At 71.5% G+C, this 17,173-nt stretch carries 13 protein-coding genes; 5 read left to right on the forward strand and 8 right to left on the reverse strand.

The features are described 5' to 3' along the window. Positions 1-6: 6 nt before the first annotated feature. A complete protein-coding gene (locus ACIQFX_RS07730; RefSeq protein WP_402459847.1) occupies positions 7-1,128 on the reverse strand; it encodes a SchA/CurD-like domain-containing protein in 1,122 nt (373 codons plus the stop codon). A 233-nt stretch (positions 1,129-1,361) separates the two neighbouring features. On the opposite strand from ACIQFX_RS07730, the gene ACIQFX_RS07735 reads away from it, so the two are divergent. Both ACIQFX_RS07735 and ACIQFX_RS07740 read left to right on the forward strand, forming a co-directional pair. After that, on the forward strand, positions 1,362-3,023 hold the full coding sequence (locus ACIQFX_RS07735) for an FAD-dependent oxidoreductase (RefSeq protein WP_402459849.1): 1,662 nt from the start codon (positions 1,362-1,364) through the stop codon (positions 3,021-3,023). A 317-nt stretch (positions 3,024-3,340) separates the two neighbouring features. Continuing rightward, on the forward strand, positions 3,341-3,853 hold the full coding sequence (locus ACIQFX_RS07740) for a sortase (protein WP_402459851.1): 513 nt from the start codon (positions 3,341-3,343) through the stop codon (positions 3,851-3,853). 111 nt (positions 3,854-3,964) lie between these two features. Here the strand turns inward: ACIQFX_RS07740 and ACIQFX_RS07745 are convergent, their stop codons facing one another. The 3 genes from ACIQFX_RS07745 to ACIQFX_RS07755 all read right to left on the reverse strand — a co-directional run bounded on the left by ACIQFX_RS07745 (position 3,965) and on the right by ACIQFX_RS07755 (position 7,333). Beyond that, the gene (locus ACIQFX_RS07745; RefSeq protein WP_402459853.1) at positions 3,965-5,158 is read right to left on the reverse strand and encodes a hypothetical protein; all 1,194 of its coding nucleotides are present in this window, start codon (positions 5,156-5,158) and stop codon (positions 3,965-3,967) included. 167 nt (positions 5,159-5,325) lie between these two features. Continuing rightward, on the reverse strand, positions 5,326-6,546 hold the full coding sequence (locus tag ACIQFX_RS07750) for a metallophosphoesterase (protein WP_402459855.1): 1,221 nt from the start codon (positions 6,544-6,546) through the stop codon (positions 5,326-5,328). A gap of 151 nt (positions 6,547-6,697) precedes the next feature. After that, positions 6,698-7,333 (reverse strand): TetR/AcrR family transcriptional regulator, encoded by a 636-nt coding sequence (locus ACIQFX_RS07755; RefSeq protein ID WP_402459857.1) that lies wholly within the window; start codon positions 7,331-7,333, stop codon positions 6,698-6,700. A gap of 71 nt (positions 7,334-7,404) precedes the next feature. Here ACIQFX_RS07755 and ACIQFX_RS07760 point away from each other — a divergent pair, with 71 nt between their 5' ends. After that, entirely contained in the window at positions 7,405-9,009 is a 1,605-nt protein-coding gene (locus ACIQFX_RS07760; RefSeq protein WP_402459859.1) for an FAD-binding oxidoreductase, read from the forward strand. A 297-nt stretch (positions 9,010-9,306) separates the two neighbouring features. Next, the gene (locus ACIQFX_RS07765) at positions 9,307-9,861 is read left to right on the forward strand and encodes a hypothetical protein (RefSeq protein WP_402459861.1); all 555 of its coding nucleotides are present in this window, start codon (positions 9,307-9,309) and stop codon (positions 9,859-9,861) included. Between the two features lie 133 nt (positions 9,862-9,994). On the opposite strand, the gene ACIQFX_RS07770 is transcribed toward ACIQFX_RS07765, so the two are convergent. Beyond that, positions 9,995-11,008, reverse strand: coding sequence for a PI-PLC domain-containing protein (locus ACIQFX_RS07770; RefSeq protein WP_402459862.1), 1,014 nt, complete (start codon positions 11,006-11,008; stop codon positions 9,995-9,997). 460 nt (positions 11,009-11,468) lie between these two features. Between ACIQFX_RS07770 and ACIQFX_RS07775 the strand changes: the two genes are divergently transcribed. Then, the gene (locus ACIQFX_RS07775; protein WP_402459864.1) at positions 11,469-11,942 is read left to right on the forward strand and encodes an SRPBCC family protein; all 474 of its coding nucleotides are present in this window, start codon (positions 11,469-11,471) and stop codon (positions 11,940-11,942) included. A 131-nt stretch (positions 11,943-12,073) separates the two neighbouring features. Here ACIQFX_RS07775 and ACIQFX_RS07780 read toward each other — a convergent pair whose 3' ends face one another. Genes ACIQFX_RS07780 through ACIQFX_RS07790 form a run of 3 tightly spaced genes read right to left on the reverse strand, consistent with a single transcriptional unit; the run spans position 12,074 to position 17,161 of the window. Continuing rightward, positions 12,074-13,912: a hypothetical protein gene (locus ACIQFX_RS07780; protein ID WP_402459866.1), complete on the reverse strand. Its 1,839-nt coding sequence runs from the start codon at positions 13,910-13,912 to the stop codon at positions 12,074-12,076. A gap of 16 nt (positions 13,913-13,928) precedes the next feature. After that, complete coding sequence (locus tag ACIQFX_RS07785) at positions 13,929-15,476, reverse strand: patatin-like phospholipase family protein (RefSeq protein WP_402459868.1); 1,548 nt, start codon at positions 15,474-15,476, stop codon at positions 13,929-13,931. Next, entirely contained in the window at positions 15,473-17,161 is a 1,689-nt protein-coding gene (locus tag ACIQFX_RS07790) for a GMC oxidoreductase (protein ID WP_402459870.1), read from the reverse strand. The genes ACIQFX_RS07785 and ACIQFX_RS07790 overlap by 4 nt, the downstream gene beginning before the upstream one ends. Between the last annotated feature and the right edge of the window lie 12 nt (positions 17,162-17,173).

Here is a 17,173-nt window from a genome sequence, read left to right on the forward strand (position 1 = left end):
CGGCCGTCAGGAGTGCGCCGAACGGTCCGTGACAGGCAGCATGTCCGCGTGCGACAGAAGCCGGTTGATGTTGCGCTCCGTCTCCAGGGAGCCCTCGACGCCGATGGCGGGGCCGTCGAGGAGGCGTTCCAACTCCGCTGCCTTCCCGGGGCCCTTGAGCCCGAGGGAGGCGACGGGGTCGAGGTCGAGCTCGCCCGTGACGTCGACGAGGCGCACCACGATGTTGTCGCGCTGGAACACGGTGCTGCTGTGCACCGGGCTGTCCGGATCGTCCGCGGCGGCCCGGTCCTGGTGGGAGAGCAGCTGGGCGAGCGCCATCCCCTGGCCTTCCTTGGCCGGGTAGTACAGCGCGTGCCGGCGCAGGCCGGCCGGCGCGGGCCGGTCGGACACCACGTGGTGGACGGCCGGCAGCGCGGCCCGGGTGAAGAACACACGTGCCGACTCGGGGTCGGTCAGGTCCCGGTCCTGCTCGAGGTACGGGTTGATGGCCTCCTCGACCGCTCGCACCTGGGGCTGGCGGGCGACGTGTCGCAGCGCCACGAGGAGGTCGCCCTCCACCTCCACGGCACGCACGACGCGGTTGCCGTGCATGAAGAGGGAGGTGCGGCGCAGCCGCGTGGTCTCGTCGACCTGGGCCTCGGGTGACTCGTACCCGGCCAGGATCTCCGCCACCTTCGACTCGGAACCCGGCTTGACGGTGAAGGTGAGGGCATGGCGTGCCACGCCTTCGCCCACGCGGGGCTCCACCCGCACGTCGGCCGGTGCCGCGGTGCGCGAGACCGGCTGATCGGCGTTGGTCTCCCGGAGGATGCTGTACCGCATCGATCGGGTGTCCCGGACGCAGCTGTGCATCGGCTTGACGGTCTCGACGTGCTCCTCGCTGTTCACCCAGGCGAGGAACGGCGGGGCGCTCTCCCACTCGCTGGTGATGAGCCACTGCGAGGGGTTCTCGATGGACTGGCAGAGCTGGTCACTGATGTGGCCGGGTACGGAGGCGACCTGCTGGCACATGAGTTCGTACGCGTCCAGGAACTGCTGCTGCGCTCCTTCGTACAGGTCGAGCAGGAGGATCACCCGCAGCCTGGAGCCGTCGAACACGGACTGCGAGATGCGTCCCGAGGGGGCCATCCGGCACACCTCTTCTCTTCTCGGAGGGGGAGGGGAGACGGCTTGCCCGGCCGATACGCCGGGGCAAGCATGTGTCGATCCTTGACAGGAGCGCCCGCAGCGCGCGAGCCGCATGAAGCGGTCGAGTGAACCGCGTGTCATCCGGGTGCCCCGGACACGCGAACCCGTCCCCGCAGGGCATGAATCTGCATCCCATCCTCAACTCGCGTCGCAGGCGACGCCGGAGACGAGCAATGAACCGATTCGACGCGACCGGGGAAGCAACCGGTCACCGCACGCCCGTACTCATCGTCGGCGGCTCGCTGGTGGGCCTGTCCACCTCGCTGTTCCTGGGGCGTCTCGGAGTGCCGCACACACTGGTCGAGCGCCATGCCGGCACGTCGATCCACCCGCGTGGCCGCGGCAACAACGTCCGCACGATGGAGCTGTTCCGCAGCGCCGGCATGACGCGGCACATCCAGGAGGCCGCGTCGGTCCTGGCGCCCAACAACGGGATCCTGCAGACGCCGAGTCTTGTGGGCGATGTCGGCGAGTGGCTGTTCAAGGACATCGACCCGGGCGGCGGGATCGCCCGCTTCAGCCCCGCCGGGTGGTGCCTGTGCAGCCAGAACGACCTCGAACCGGTGCTGCTGAAGCAGGCCGGGGAGCTCGGCGGAGACCTCCGGTTCGCGACCGAGCTGATGTCCTTCGAGCAGGACTCCGAAGGAGTGACCGCACAGGTCAAGAGTCGCGGCACCGGTGAACACACCACCATCCGCGCGGACTACCTCGTCGCGGCGGACGGCCCGCGCAGCCCGGTGCGCGAGCAACTCGGCATCGGGCAGACCGGTCCGGGCGACCTCTTCCACAACGTGAGCATCACCTTCGTCTCCCGCGGCCTCGCGGACGTCGTCGGCGACCGGCGCTTCATCGTCTGCTACCTGACGAACCCGGAGGCCGACGGGGCCCTGCTGCCGGTCGACAACCGGGAGCGCTGGGTGTTCCACGCCCCCTGGCACCCCGAACACGGCGAGACACTGGAGGAGTTCACCGACGAGCGGTGCACGGAGCACATCCGGCGGGCCGTGGGAGTGCCGGACCTCGACGTGGAGATCACGGGCAGGGCTCCCTGGCACGCGGCGCAGAGGATCGCCGAACGGTACGCGGACGGACGGGTGTTCCTCATCGGCGACTCCGCCCACGAGATGCCGCCCACCGGGGCGTTCGGCTCCAACACCGGTATCCAGGACGCGCACAACCTCGCCTGGAAGCTCGCGGCCGTACTGGGCGGCTGGGCCGGCCCCGGTCTGCTCGCCTCCTACGGCGCGGAGCGCCGACCGGTCGCGGAGACGACGAGCGCCCGGGCCGCGGCGCGGTCGGTCGAACACAGCCACCCCGGGTACGCCCCCGGCCCCGGATCCGGCGGCCCCCAGGGGAAGAAGAGCGGCATCCTCAACGAGGTGCTCGGCTACCGCTATCCGCAGGGCGCCGTCCTGGGCACCGACCCGGCGATGCCGGTCGTGCCCGAAGGACTGCGCCTGACGGGCGAACCCGGAAGCCGGGCACCCCACATGTGGCTGAACCGCGCCGGTACCCGGGTCTCCACCCTCGATCTGTACGAGCGGTCCCTGGTCCTGCTGAGTTCCGAGGACGGCGCCGGCGACTGGCACGCGGCGGCGACACGCGTCGCGCAGCAGCTGTCGGTGCCGCTCGACTCGTACCGGATCGGCGCCGGGCCCGACGCGGAACTCACCCCCGCGAGCGAGACGGACTGGACGGAGGTCCACGGCGTCACACCGGACGGCGCGGTGCTGGTCCGCCCCGACGGGTTCGTCGCGTGGCGGTCCGAAGGGGCGTCGGCGGATCCCGGAGCGGCGATGCGGCAAGCCCTCACGGCGATCCTGGGCCGGGACTGACCGCTTCCCCTTGGCCGGCACGACAGGGCTGGAAGCCTCCGCCGCGAACAGGACCAGACGGCACCGACGCCGCTGGTGATCCTCGCGTCTAGCCCGTTCGCGCGCAGGACACCGACCGATTCCGAGCACCGTACGAGCTGCTCTGACCTGCGGAAATGATCACCGGCAGGAGGGATCAAGCCCCCGACCGGGGGACAGCGCGCGCGAATCTCGCGTTGCGGTGCTCACCGGTCGGGGATCTTCTCGTGCACGGAGCACAGCACACGCGCCGCGCTGCCCAGCCGGCCGGGAAAGCTCCGCCGAAGGAGAGAAGAAGCATGCGTCTCGCACGTACGGGTCCCCAGCTCGCCCTGGTCCTGGGAGCCCTCGTCCTGTCCGCGTCCCCCGCCGTCGCGGCGCCCGGCGGTGACGTCCGGGTCAATCCGTGGAAGGCGGCCCCCGGGACCACCGTCACCGTCAGCACGACCGCCTGCGGCAAGGAGACCTACGGCAAGGGCGAGTCGGTCGCGGGCGGGAAGTTCCACCTCCTGCCCGGCGACCGGGAGGGCGTCCTGGTGGGCAGGTTCACGCTTCCGTCGGACGCCGCCTCCGGCACGGACACGGTGACCCTCAAGTGCCCGCCCCGCATCAAGCAGACCGTCACCTATCAGATCTACGGCCAGCCGGTCGGCGCGGTGGAAGCGGGCTTCGGCTGGGCCGCCGGCGCAGGCGCGGACGAGGGCGGCAGCGGCACCCCGTACGCCCTCGGCGCGCTGCTCCTCGGCGGTGCCGCTGCCGGCGTCCTGATCAGGACGCGCCGCCGCGCCACCGCCGCCCGGAACGGCGCCTGAGCCCACGCGGCCGGCTCCGGGCCGCTCGGGCGGCACGGAGCCGGCCCCCCTCGTGACCGACGGCCCGCGGCGACGCGGGGTCGACGCACGAACGAGGGCCCCATCTCGATCTCACCGGTCGTGCGGACGCTGCTGGACCTCCGTGTCCGGCGCTTGGGGGTTCTGGCCCCGGAAGCGGGTGAACGTCTTCGTGAGGGCCTTCCACGGCGAGGGGTCGTCCTTGGCCGTCGCGGGCGATGCCGTCCGCGGGGCGCCGTCGCCGCCCGTCGCCTCGGCGAGGGCCTCGAGCGCCGACTCGGCGGCCTCCCGGTACAGGTCGCAGGACGCCGTCATGGCTTCGAGCGCCGTGGCGTACCTGGTGACCATGGCCCGTGCGTGGACCAGTTCCTCGGCGTCGGTGAGCAGGTGCCAGCCTTGGCGCAGCCGTGTCAGGGCCTGCTCGGCGTCGGCCGGCATCGGCTGGGGCAGTGAGGCGAACTCCTCGATCTTGCCGAGGAGTTCGACGGGCTCCGTGCCGTCCAGGAAGACATTGCGCACGGTGAAGCGCTCCGCGTCGTAACCGACTGCCTGCGGTGTCGGTGGCAGGACGACCGCGCCGCCGCGCGGCATCCCCACACCCAGCTCTCGCTTCATCACGAAGTCGGCGATCAGCGCCTGGTCCGGCGTGGCCCGGTGCTCGACCACCCGGTGCCGCAGGCTCGGTGGCAGGAACGCCGTGATCGGCCGGCGTCCCAAGGCGTCCGGTGTCATCGCCTCGTGCACCACGACATGGACGAACCAGCTCTGCCGCGTGCAGGCCCGCAGCAGGCGGCGCACCTCGTCGTCGTCCTTCGGTAGGTAGTTCGCCGACCGCAGGCGCACGTCCGGCACCGTCTCGTGGTCCCACGCGACCCGGTCGCTGTCGGGCCAGAACACGGTGGCCGGCGAGGGCCAGCCCGCTTCCCACGCCCGCTCGGCCTCGGCGGCGAGGACCCAGGTGACGCCCTCGCTCTTCGTGCGGCGGGACCCGGGCTCGTACGTGGTCAGTTGGGCGCGCACCGTGACGTCGTCGGCCACGCTCCAGCGGGCCTCGAACAGGCGGCGGGCGGACGGGCCGGGGTCGGCGGCCTCGTCCCGTGGGTACAGGTCGGTGGACCGCGCCGCCTCGACGGGGTCGAGGTCCAGGAAGTCGTCGATCACCCCGGCCGCCTTGAGGGCGATCAGGTTGCGCCGGACGTCCAGCTCGGGCTCCGGCCCGAGATGACGCCCACGCCCGAGCCAGGCGGTGTCGGGGACGGTGGTCGATGAAGTGCTGTTCTTGTCCATGGAACCGTTCGGTGGGCGATCGGGGCCCGACCAGTATGGTCCGCGATCCGAGGAAGGGAAGGGGCACCCCGCCACGGGGTCGGTGCACCGGCCGTCCTGGCCTGCCGGTGCACCGACCGGCCCCATGCGCCGCGCGCCGAACGACGAGTGGCCGCCGGGCTTCGCGCTTACGGCGAGGTGGACCGCTCCGGGGAGCGGAGTACGAGCAAGGTGATCTCGCTGGGGGCGAAGACACGGAAGGGCGGGCCCCAGAAGCCGGTGCCGCGGCTGGTGTAGAGGAGGGTGCGAGCGCCGTGGCGGCTGAGGCCGGCGACGGCGGGCTGGTCGAGGCGGACCAAGTGGTGGAAGGGCCAGATCTGGCCGCCGTGGGTGTGGCCGGAGAGCTGGAGGTCGATTCCGTGGGCCGCCGCCCGGTCGACGAACTTGGGCTGGTGAGCGAGCAGGAGGACGGGCAGGTCGGGGTCGGCGCCCTGGAGGGCTCCGGCGAGGTGGGCGCGGTGGCCCGCCAGTCCGGAGGACTCGGCGGTGACGTCGTCGACACCTGCGACCACGAGGGTGTCACCGCCGCGTTCGAGCAGCAGGTGCCGGTTGCGCAGCGGCTCCCAGCCGAGCTCGTCCATCAGGTCGACCCAGCCCTGGGCCTCGCTGTAGTACTCGTGGTTGCCGGTGACGTAGACCAGGGCCCGCGTCGCCCGCACGGTGCCCAGGGGAGCGGCCTGGGCGCGACGGCGTTCGGCCGTGCCGTCCGCGATGTCACCGGTGTGGCACACCAGATCGGCTTCCAGGCTGTTGACCGTCTCGCAGACCCGTGCCGACCAGCGGGCGCGGTCGAGCGGACCGTAGTGGGTGTCGGTGATCAGAACGACTCGGGTGCCGTCCAGCCCGGCCCCCAGACGCGGGAGCGGCACGTCGAGTCGGCGCACGCGCGGCACGCGTCGGGCCTCGGCGTACCCCCATGCGAGCAGTACGGCGGCCACGCAGAGGACGGCCCAGGTGACGATGCGCGCCCGGCCCTGTCCGTCACCGACACCGGCCACGGTCAGGACGAGCCGCAAGAAGACGCCGAGCAGAACGGACCAGGTGAACAGGACCCAGATGCCGCCCAGCAGCGTGTCACCGACGATTGCCGCCCGGTCCTGCTGGCGACGACCGTGGCCGCGTGCCATCGCGAGCGGCATTCCGGTCAGGCCGAGGACGAAGAGCGCGGTGCCGGCCGGCGTGACGGGGAGCGGCCAGTGCTGACCGGTGTACAGGAGGATCCAGCACGGCACGGCCCACAGCAGGACGGGGGCGATCAAGGGGAGGTAGCGCATCACGCGCTGCAATCGGCTCCGCGACGCCCCTGGTGCTTCCTCGGCGTCGGATCGGGTGTTGCTGATCTCTGTCACGCTTCCCCTCCTGAGAACCTGTCCGGCGGACCGTGCGAGTGCCGGAGCCGGGTGGCGGCGGCGCCTGCCGGAGTCTCCCGGAGAACTCATTGTCCGTGGTGGCGGACCGGGCGACCCGCTGCGCGGCGGAAACGGTGGCCACCGGTCCGGCTCACGTGTCGTCGCCGGCGGCGAGGATGGTGTGGGCGGCCTCGGTGAGCCGGATGCAGCGCCGGGTCATGGCTTCGGGCGACTGGTCGGGGTGTTCGATCCACCAGCGGACCAGAGCGGTGCACAGGCCGCGCCAGGCGTATGTGAGGGCGTCGGCGTCCAGTGGGTCGGTGGTTCCGGCCGTACGCAGGAGTTCGGCGGTGCCGGTCGCGGCGAGGCCGTCGATGGCGTCGCGGTAGTGCGCGGCGCGCCGGGCGGCGTCGCTGCCGGGCGGCAGTGTGGGGTCGTAGAGGACGAACCAGGCCTCGCGCTGCCCGTCGAGTGCGGTGAAGAGGGCGCTCAGGACGCGCAGGGGGGTGGGCGGCGCGTCGGTGTCGTGTCCGGCCATGGCGGTGCGGATGGCGTCCAGCAGCCGGTCGCCGATCGGGTCGAGGCAGGCGAGGTAGAGGTCCTGCTTGCTGCCGAAGTACTGGTGCAGCAGCGGCTTGGTGACGCCGACCCGTACGGCGATGGCGGCCACGGTGGTCGCCTCGTAGCCGTGGCGGCCGAACTCCTCGGTGGCCGCGGCCAGGATCTGTTGCTCGCGATCGGCTCTCGGCACGCCCTTGGTGCCGGCCTTGGAGGAGGGCGTTGTCATGGAAGGAGATCTTACCTTAAGGTAATTTACCGCTGGGTAAGTTCCATTGGACTCCGACCGGGAGCACTCTCATGTCCGCGATCCCCTCTGTGCCCCGCTCCGCCCGCACCCGTTCCTGGTGGGGCTGGGGCTATGCCGACGCCCACCCCGACGACGCCGAATGCGCTGCGACGGGGGCCCTGCTTCCGGGCACCCTGGCCCGCCCGCTGCCGATACCCCGTATCGCCGACCTGACCATCGCCCGACCCGCCGTGACGCCCCCGGCCTCCCTGGCGCACCTGGTCACCGGCGACCCGGGGGTGCGCGCCGCCCACGCCATGGGCAAGGCCTACCGCGACGTCATCCGGGCCCTTCGCGCCCGTCCCGGCCGGATCCCCGACCTCGTCGCCCACCCCACCGGCGACCGGGAGGTGGCCGACCTGCTGGACTGGGCCGGCGGGCACGACGTGGCCGTCATTCCCTTCGGCGGCGGCTCCTCGGTGGTCGGCGGCGTGGAGTACCGCGGCGATGCCCACCGCGCCGTGCTGTCGCTCGACCTGACCGCGATGGACCGCGTTCTGGAGATCGACACCGCAGGCCGCTCGGCTCGCATCCAGGCAGGAGCCCTCGGCCCCGTGCTGGAAGAACAGCTGCGGCCCCACGGCCTGACCCTGCGCCACTTCCCGCAGAGCTTCGAGTTCTCCTCCCTCGGCGGCTGGCTGGCCACCCGGGCCGGCGGCCACTACGCCACCGGCCGCACCCACATCGACGACTTCGTGCAGTCCCTGCGGGTGGTCACACCCGCCGGAGCCGGTACGTCCTGGCGCCTGCCCGCCTCCGGCGCCGGTCCGTCGCCCGACCGGCTCTTCCTCGGATCCGAGGGCGCGCTCGGCGTCATCACCGAGGCATGGATGCGCTTGCAGGAACGCCCCCGCCACAAAGCCTCCGCGTCCGTGGCCTTCACCGACTTCCACCGCGCGCTGGACGCCGTGCGCGCCATCGCCCAGTCCGACCTCGCCCCGGCCAACTGCCGCCTGCTCGACGCCGGCGAAGCCCTCCTCTCCGGCGCCTCCCACGACGGCTCCTCCGTCCTGGTCCTGGGCTTCGAATCCGCCACCGGACCCGTCGGCGACCGCCTCGCGAGCGCGGTGGACCTGGCCCGCGCCCACAGCGGCCGAGCCGAGACGCCCCCGGCGGGCCGCGACGCCTCGGCCGGCTCGGCCGTGAGCGCCTGGCGTTCGGCGTTCCTGCGCATGCCCTACCTGCGTGACGGCCTGGCCCGCATGGGCGCCGTCGTCGAGACCTTCGAGACCGCCGCCACCTGGGACAGGATCCCCGCCCTGATCGACGCCGTCCGTACCGAGGTGGGCGCCGCCGCCCTGAAGACCACAGGACACCCGGCCACCGTCAACTGCCGCCTGACCCACGTCTACCCCGACGGGGCCGCCCCCTACTTCACCGTGGCCGTCGCCGGCCGCCCCGGCGACGAGGTCGAGGTCTGGGACGACATCAAGGCCGTCGCCGGCGAGGTCCTGCACCGCCACCGTGCCACGATCACGCACCACCACGCCGTCGGCCGCGACCACCGCGCCGGCTACGACCTCCAGCGCCCGGAGCCCTTCGCGCTGGCACTGCGCGCGGCCAAGGACGCCCTGGACCCCCACCGGATCCTGAACCCCGGCGTCCTGCTCGACTGACCACACCGGGTGGTGGGACGGCGGTGGGGCCGTGCTGCCCCGTGTGCTTCGCCTTCGTGGGGCGGGGGCCACGAAGGCGGGTGCGGGGTCCCCGACTCGGCGGCCGGCCCTGCCCCCGACGCCGCGGTTCGCCGTCGTGCGTCCGCCCCGGACGTCGGAGTGGCCCGGAGGAGGGCGGGCGGCGTGGTTCCCGCATCTTCCGGCGCCACTTCCTATGGTCGGCGCAGGTACGGCAGCGGGCCGGCCGCTCAGACCCGATGGGGAGTCATGGTACGTACGGCGGTCGGGCCCGGAACGGTGACGTTCGCGCCCTCGAAGGGGCGTGCCACGCGCCGGTGGATCCGTCGGCTCGCTGCCGCGGCAAGCCTCGCGGCGCTGTGCGCGCTGCCCGTGACGGCGGCGGGCGCGACCCCGCCGCAGGACGGCCGGACCTCCGCGCACGCGCCCCTGTCCGTGTCCGACTACGGCGGCAACCGGGTCGTCGCCCTGCCCACGCGGGGCGGCGATCAGACATCCGTGCCCTTCGAGGGGCTCGTACGGCCGACGGGCATGGTCTGGGACGCGTCGGGCCGCCTCTACGTGTCGGACACCGGCAACAACCGCGTGGTCAAGATCGCGGAGGGCGGCGGCCAGACCACCGTCCCCACCACCGGTCTCAGCGATCCGCTCGGCCTCGCGCTCGACGGCTGCGGCGGCCTGTACATCGCCGACGGCTTCAACGACCGGGTGGTCCGCGTCCAGGAGACGGGTGGTGGTCAGACCACCCTCCCGGCCACCGGCCTGAGCACGCCGACGGGCCTCGCCTTCCCGCCGAAGGGCCTCGCCTTCCCGACGACGGGCACCCGCCCCTGAAACACCACGATCCGGCGCCTCCGGGCCGCGCGCGGGAGCGGGCCCGGCGCGGCAGCGCGGAGGAAGGGGCAGGTCCGTCCCGGTGCCGCAGGCGGTGCACGTGTCGTCGAGGGTGAGGACCTGCGACAGGGTTTCAGTCCCGGGCGTTCAGCTCCGCGACGATCGAAGCCGGTGCGTGGCCGCTGCTGTCGGACACCCGGTGGAAGTCGACCGAGACGAAGTTCGGGTCGCGGCCACCGGCCGCCGGGCGGCACTGCCGGTCGATGCGGTCGCGCAGCTTGGTCCCGTTGTCGAGGGCGGCGTTGATGACCGTGGGCACGTTCCGGTGGTGGCTCATGGTGAAGAGCCGCCGGAAACCGGGCTCCTGACGGTCCAACGGCACGTCGGACCACCGGCTGACGCAGGAGAGGTCGTTGCCGAGGTCTCCGAGGCTCCAGAAGTTGCTGACGGTCCAGGCCTTGTCGTACATGACACCGAGGTACTCGCGGTCGGGTGCGTCGCTGAAGATCAGCAGACGCTTCCCGGAGCCGACGAGGTCGGTCATCCTCGGCCACCCCAGCTGGCGCACGTTCCACGCGTCGGGCCGGAAGAGCAGCTGGTCGAGGCCGCGTACCCGGCCGAGCGAGTTGCCGAGCTGCTGGGCGCCGACGTAGTCCTCCAGGAAGACGGTCACGACTTCCTGGGGGTTCGCCGCGAGGAAGTCCACCACGGTCTGCATGCTGCTCTGGAAGGACTGCCGGGGCAGCGCGTACGTGGCTCCGGCGAAGGTCTTGCACTCGCCGTGGCAGAGGTGGACGTCGCTCGGATAGCAGTCGCTGCCGAAGCTGATGACGCAGAGCCACGTGCTGTGCTCGTACCAATGGGTGTCCAGGCTGAGGCCGCGTACCCCGTTGTCGAGCTGATGGCGCAGGGACTCGGACTGCGACACGGAACTCCATCGGGAGTCCTCGTAGTTGGTGAACGCGTTGTGGGTGCCGAGGAAGGAGACCTCGTCGAGCCTCCGGTCGCCCCAGCGTGCCCGGGCCTGGGCCACGGCCGCGCCGTTCGCGTCCGACGTCGCCGAGAGGGCGCGGGCGGGGGCGTCGGGCTGCGCGGCACTGGCCACGGCGGGTACTCCGACGAGGCTCACCAGGAGGAGCAGGACCACGGCGAGTGGTCCGGCCCTCAGGGGGGAGGCGGTCCCTACCGGGCGCATTCGTAACCGCGGGTCCGCATCGAGGCGGGTCTCCCGAATTGGCATGTTCATGCTCGACATGTACTCGCTCCCACCGGCGCGGCGCAAGACTCCGTCAGTGACCGAGCTCGTGGTGCAGTCCGTGGGACACCAGCGAGACCGCGATGACCGACACCGTGTTCACCGAGTTCGCGATGACGGAGGCGGGATGGACGGAATGCGCCGGCGGATGGCAAAGGCCCAGCCCGCCCGCTTCGACTCCCGCTGCGGATGCTCGCGGCGCGCGATGCGGATAGTGTCGACGGGCACGCCGTGACCGAGGAGGTGTTCCGCGCGCGACGCGGCGACGACAGCGCCGGTTCGCCGTGAAGCGGCCCCGGGCTACGACTCGCTGTGCTTCCGCATCCTCACCTGGTCAAGGAGCGTGGTCGATGTGGCCCGCAACCGCCGTCTGATCCTCAGCTCGCCGTCCGAGGTCTGGAACCTGCTGTCCGACGGCCATCGCTACGGGGAATGGGTGACGGGCACCCAGCAGGTCCTCGCGGCGGACACGCACTGGCCCCAGGTGGGCGCACGCCTGCGCGTCCGGGTCGGCGTGGGTCCCCTCACCCTCGACGACACGTGCGTCGTCCGCATCTGCGATCCGGGGCACCGCCTGGAGCTGGAGGCAAGGGCCCATCCGTTCGGCGCGGCACGCATCGCCATGAACCTGATCCCCTGGGGCGACAACACGCTGTTCATCCTGGACTGGCATCCGCTCCGCGGTCCTGGTACCCGGATGCACGGACTGCCCGTCGACTACATCGTCGCGGTCCGCAACGGCATGATGCTGACCAAGTTGTCACGGATCGCGGTGCGCGAGCACGACGAAGTCGTCAGCCGCCTCACTCAGGACGCACGCGGCTGAGAGACGCCGGCCCGACGACGCGGTGAGCCTCCCGCCGGGCGCGGCCCGATGGATCCCGGCCTGGCAGAGCGGGCCCGTCAGAGCAAGCCCGTCAGGACACCACCCGAGACCGGTCCGGTGCCTCCCCGCGGTCACCCCTTGCCGTGCTGCACGATCACCACGGGATCCTCGATGAGCCGCACGGTCGGAGCCGGCTCGGGCACCGGACGCTTCCACACGCCGTCCGCGTCCGCGACCTCGTCCAACTCCCAGTTCCGGCAGGTCCCGTCGAGTGCCAGCGGGTAGAGGGTGAGCGTGCCGTCCCGAGCGAGGTGCATCCGGAGGAAGCCCTTGTGGTCGTCGAGGGACTGCCCGGACATCTGCCAGTCGGCGACCAGGCCCCGGTTCGTCCACAGCACCCACAGGGCGAACAGCTGGGAGCCGAGGGAAGCGCCCGTCACGGCGGCGACGACCAGCAGGATCGCCAGGAACGCGAAGCCGTTCCAGGAGGACGGGACCGACCGGGCGATGGCGACGGTGACGGACAGGGCCGCGGCGGCGACCGCCGCCTGGAACAGCACGGCCACGACCGGACCGGACGGCGCCCTGGGGCGCCGTTCGCGCAGCAGCCCTCTCCACCAGCCGATCACGAAGGGCAGGACGAAGAGGGCGGCACTCGTGCAGAGCAGGCCGAGCAGGTCGTCGGCACCGGCGCTCCGCAGGGCCCCGACGGGATTGTGCCGGCCTTCGGCCAGCGCGAACGCGCCGCTCATGATCAGGACGAGCACCATCTGCACCGCTCCGGCCAGCACGGCGAATCCGGGGTTCCGCCGCGGGAGCCAGTACCGCGACCAGGGCTTGGCGATCGCGCGGGCGAGCGAGCGGGACTCCGCCGCGTCCGGATACGTGTGCTGGGCGAGGGCGAACGCCGTCGGCGGCCGGTCCTTCTTCTGCATGCGCGAGGTGGCCGGCGGCAGGGGCAGGGCCTTCGGGAGCCTGTGGGTGGACGAGAGGAACGCCCCGCCCAGGCCGCACGTCACCATCTGGCGCCGCCGGGGGTCCGGGGGCAGGTCGTCGTCGGTTCCGGCCCGGTCGTCGGGCAGCCGCTCCGCGTAGCGGGCGTAGTGGTGCTTGTCGCCGGTGAGCCACAGCCGGATCGAGGCGCCCGTCTCCTCCTGCTTCCGGGTGGTCCGGTCGAAGCGGGACCGTACGATGTTGCGGTCGAACCAGTGCAGGGAGTTGAAGGCGTCGGGTCTCTCGTCACTCCTCACCCAGGTGGGTTCGGCCGAGCAGACGATGACGCTGTCACCCGGACACAGCCGCGGCGAGAGGTGGGTCTCGAAGTAGCGGCGCTGCGGCTCGTCGAAGTAGGTGCCGAGCTGGCTGTCCAGCCCGACGAGCCACCAGTGCTGCGGCAGTTCCACGGCGAAGTAGCTCCGGGTCTGTCGGGTCTGCCAGCCGCCGATCACGCTTTCCTGGGCGAACATCCGCAGGAACGCGGTGAGTCCGTCGTACCAGTCGTGGTTGCCCGGCAGCGCGACCAGGAGCGGCTCGTCCGGCGCCGACGGGAGCGCCGCGCGGTAGGGCCCTTTCATCCGGTCCTCGTAGGCGGTCGCCGACGCCACCGGGTACACCTGGTCCCCGCCGAGGACGAGCAGCGAGCCACGGGGGAGCGGGCCGGGCCCGTCGACGGCGAGTCGGTCCGCCCCCAGGGCGGACGCCACCGATGCCGTCGCCTCGAATCCGTCGCCGAGGTCCGCGACGAAGTCGATCCAGATCTCCTCGGCGTCCGGATTCGCCAACGGCGCCCGCAGGAGACCGGCCTCCAGCGCGCCCTGGATCTCGCGCTTGTCCGAGTAGTCGGCGAAGACGGCGGCCAGGCAGACCTTGACCGCCGTACGCGCCAGCTCCTTCGGCGCGAGCCAGCGCACCGGCTCCTGAGGGGTGAACCGGAGCGCCTCCGCCTGTCTGCGCAGCTCATGGAAGTCCACGTCGGCTCCTCCTCGGTCACAGCGGGGACCAGGGCAGGACGTTCTGCGCGTACACGTCCCACAGCTTGCCGAGGAAGAACTGCCCGAACCGTCCCAGGGTCGTCACCCTGCCGGGCAGCGTCGGGGCTTCGACCCGGAAGGTGGTGAGTTGCTTCAGGAAGTCGGCGGGGCGGATGTGAACGGTTCCCGCGGCCACCGACTCGGCTCCGGACTCCTCGTCGGCGTCGACGTGACCGCGGAGGACGCGCGTGTAGAGGACGGAGGTGTCCTTCCAGATCCCACGACGGGAGTCCTCGCTGACGTCCTTGTACCCGCTGAGGGTGAGCCGGTGACCGGCCCGGTCGCTGAAGAACAGGCGGTAGCGCATCCGCAGGTGCTGCGGGTCGGAGTGCTCCACGAACAGCTGGAAGGTTCCGCGCTCGACCGGAAGGCGCCCGCCCAGCTCTTGGCAGCGGACCTCTCCGCGCAGCTCGGCCTCGTGCTCCGGGCCGGCGAGGAAGCGGTCCATTCCCCTGATGTCGACGGTCAGGTGCAGGGCGATGTCAGCGGCGGCTCCGCCCGCCGACGAGGCCGCCTTCCGGGCGTCGCCCTCCCCGAAGACGACACGGCCGACCATGCGTTCGGTGAAGCGCATGCGGGTCGGGTCGTCGGGAAGGTCCGGAGGTCCACCCGGCTTCCAGGGGATCCCCTGGTCCGTGCACCAGCGGCGTGCATGCTCGACTCCGAGTTCCACGGCCTGGGCGAAACGGTCCCGGCTGAAGTTGACGAGGTAGTTCAAGGGGACCTCGCCGCTCAGCAGCCGCACCTCGATCGGGCGCCCGAACTCTCCCTCCTCCCCGTCGCGGATGGCGGCGTTGCTGGCCTCGATCCGGCGCAGCCAGTGCTGCAGCCGCCCGTTGGCCGTCGTCTCGATGATGTGGAAGTAGTTGGCCACGAAGCCGTTGCGCCAGCGGTGTCGTCGGCTGACCGTCCAGATGATCCACAGTTCGTCGCAGCCCCGCCGGATCGCCTCCTCGACGTTCGCGTCGGTCAGATAGACCGGGTCGATGTACGTCTGCCCGTCGATCACGACCGGGGGGAACCACATGGGCAGCGCCACCCCGGCACAGAACCGGTCCTCGTCCATGCGGTCGGCGGTCACCGGCTCCAGTTCGTTGGCACTGAAGTTGTAGAGGTTGAAGGTGGCTTCACGGTCGGTGGCCCGGATCCGCTCCCAGTCCAGCCCCCAGTCCGGGAAGACGCGACGCCGGTAGCCGTCCAGGGTGAAGAGGGAACGGGCGTAGGGCCCCTTCGGCAGCTCGCGCCAGTTCGGGGTGACGCCCTTCAGCGGAGAGAGCGTGCGCCAGTTGTCCGCGATCTCGCGCCCGGACATCCCTTGGCAGTACATCGCGAGGTTGAACACACCCCCACTGGCGCCGTCGGCGTGGTCGAACGTCAACTCTGCTTCGTCGAGGAGGACCTGGAGGACGCCGGCCTGGTAGGCCACCTTCAGCCCGCCGCCGGCGAGGAGCAGGGATCTGCGCGGGGATCCGCTGGGGGGCGTGGTGCCCTGTCCGGTCGTCATGAGGGGCCCTCGGGATTCTGCCGGTGGTCCTCGACGATGCGGGCGGCCGACCGGTCGGCCAGCGCCGCGATGGTGAGCGAGGGGTTCGGGCCGACGGGGCCGGGCAGCACCGAGCCGTCGGCGATCGACAGTCCCGGGTAGCCGTACACGCGGCCGAAGGAATCCACCACGCCTTCCCGTGCGGTGTGCCCCATCGGAGCGCCGCCCACGGGATGCACGGTGATGAGGCGGTTGAGCAGCCACAGGGGATTCGCTGCGTAGCATCCGCCGAGACTGCGGGACGCGCGCTCCATGGTCTCGTTCATCTGGTCGAAGTACTGATCGGACGCGGCCAGTTTCCAGTCGAGGTCCAGATGCCCGTCCCGGAGGAACATCCGGCCGTTGGGGACGTCCCTTCCCATGCCGAGCAGCGGTAGGGACGTCGCGGTGAACAGCCCCTTGCCCATGGCGTCACCGAGCTGTCGTCCCACACGGCTGCGTGCGGTTCCGGTCAGCTGCGACCACCCTCGGCGCAGCAGGAACCTCGCGACCCGGTTGGACATCGTGAGGACGTTGTGCTCGACGAGCCAGTTGAGGAACTCCGGGTACCCGGCGTCCTCGATGTAGAACCCCCGGTCCCTCTCACCGCTTCCCTTGCGGTCCACCCGCATCGCACTCGTGATGACCGGTCCGAAACTCGGCTCCATCAGGTGCGGCACCGTTTCCCCGGGCCGGTCCTGACGTCTCTCCCGTGCTTTGAGCACCAGCCCGAGGAAGTCCCCGTTCCCGGAGAAATGCGTACCCAGCGTCGGGCTGAGCGCGGGGAAGGCGCTGCGGTTCCGCAACAGCAGATAGGTCGTGCCGAGGGTGCCGGCGGAGAGGACCAGCCGCCTGGCCCTGACGGTCCGCAGCACGGGAGGAGCTGACGGATCCTCGTCCCCGGCTGCGCGGTGCTCGATGTACGAGACCTGGAAGCCCTCTCGGACCGGTTCGAACGAGCGGACCTCGCAGAGGGTTCGGATGTCAGCCCCGAGCCGGTGCGCGGCGCTGAGGTAGGTGAAGTCCAGACTGTTCTTGCTGCCGGAGTTGCAGCCCAGGTCGCATTCGCCGACGAGCCTGCACGCATAGCGCGGGCTGTGGTGCAGATTGTCCTCACCGCCGTCGAGGGGGGCGCCGGGCACCGGGGGATCTCCGAAGGAGACGGCCAGCAGCGGAAGTTCCCACGGAAGACCCAGCCGCTCGGCCGCCCGGCGCATGGCGAGGGTCTTGGGCGTGCTCCGGTAGGGCTCCACGTCGAAGGGGTACTTCCGCGCGCCCAGCATGGTCTCGACGGATTGGTAGTGCGGATCGAGGGCCTCACGGGTGACGGGCCAGTTCTCGTAGCCGCCGTCGAACGGCTCGTTCACGAACCAGCTCTCCGGCTTGCGGATCAGCACGTTCGCGTAGATCAACGACCCCCCGCCCAGCCCGCTGGACACGAGCGCGTCCATCTTCGAGAAGCTCCACATGTCGTACATCCCGTACAACCGGGAATCCGGGTCCCAGAAGTTCTTGGCCGCCTCGTGAGGGCTGCGGGGGAAGGACCCCGGCGGGAACGGCTTCCCCCTTTCGAGGACGCATACGCTCAGGTCGGCGTCGGCCAAGCGATACGCCGTCACGGACCCGCCGAAACCCGAACCGACGACGACGGCATCGAAAACGTCCACGCTCGCCACCTC

It is taken from the genome of Streptomyces sp. NPDC093089 (assembly GCF_044754405.1).
GTDB lineage: Bacteria > Actinomycetota > Actinomycetes > Streptomycetales > Streptomycetaceae > Streptomyces.

What these genes read in the sequence shown, in the direction of transcription:
- ACIQFX_RS07760 (WP_402459859.1), top strand. Translation starts at nt 7,405, where the DNA reads ATGTCCGCGATCCCCTCTGTGCCCCGCTCCGCCCGCACCCGTTCCTGG.
- ACIQFX_RS07745 (WP_402459853.1), bottom strand. Translation starts at nt 5,158, where the DNA reads ATGGACAAGAACAGCACTTCATCGACCACCGTCCCCGACACCGCCTGG.
- ACIQFX_RS07740 (WP_402459851.1), top strand. Translation starts at nt 3,341, where the DNA reads ATGCGTCTCGCACGTACGGGTCCCCAGCTCGCCCTGGTCCTGGGAGCC.
- ACIQFX_RS07730 (WP_402459847.1), bottom strand. Translation starts at nt 1,128, where the DNA reads ATGGCCCCCTCGGGACGCATCTCGCAGTCCGTGTTCGACGGCTCCAGG.
- ACIQFX_RS07735 (WP_402459849.1), top strand. Translation starts at nt 1,362, where the DNA reads ATGAACCGATTCGACGCGACCGGGGAAGCAACCGGTCACCGCACGCCC.
- ACIQFX_RS07755 (WP_402459857.1), bottom strand. Translation starts at nt 7,333, where the DNA reads ATGACAACGCCCTCCTCCAAGGCCGGCACCAAGGGCGTGCCGAGAGCC.
- ACIQFX_RS07785 (WP_402459868.1), bottom strand. Translation starts at nt 15,476, where the DNA reads ATGACGACCGGACAGGGCACCACGCCCCCCAGCGGATCCCCGCGCAGA.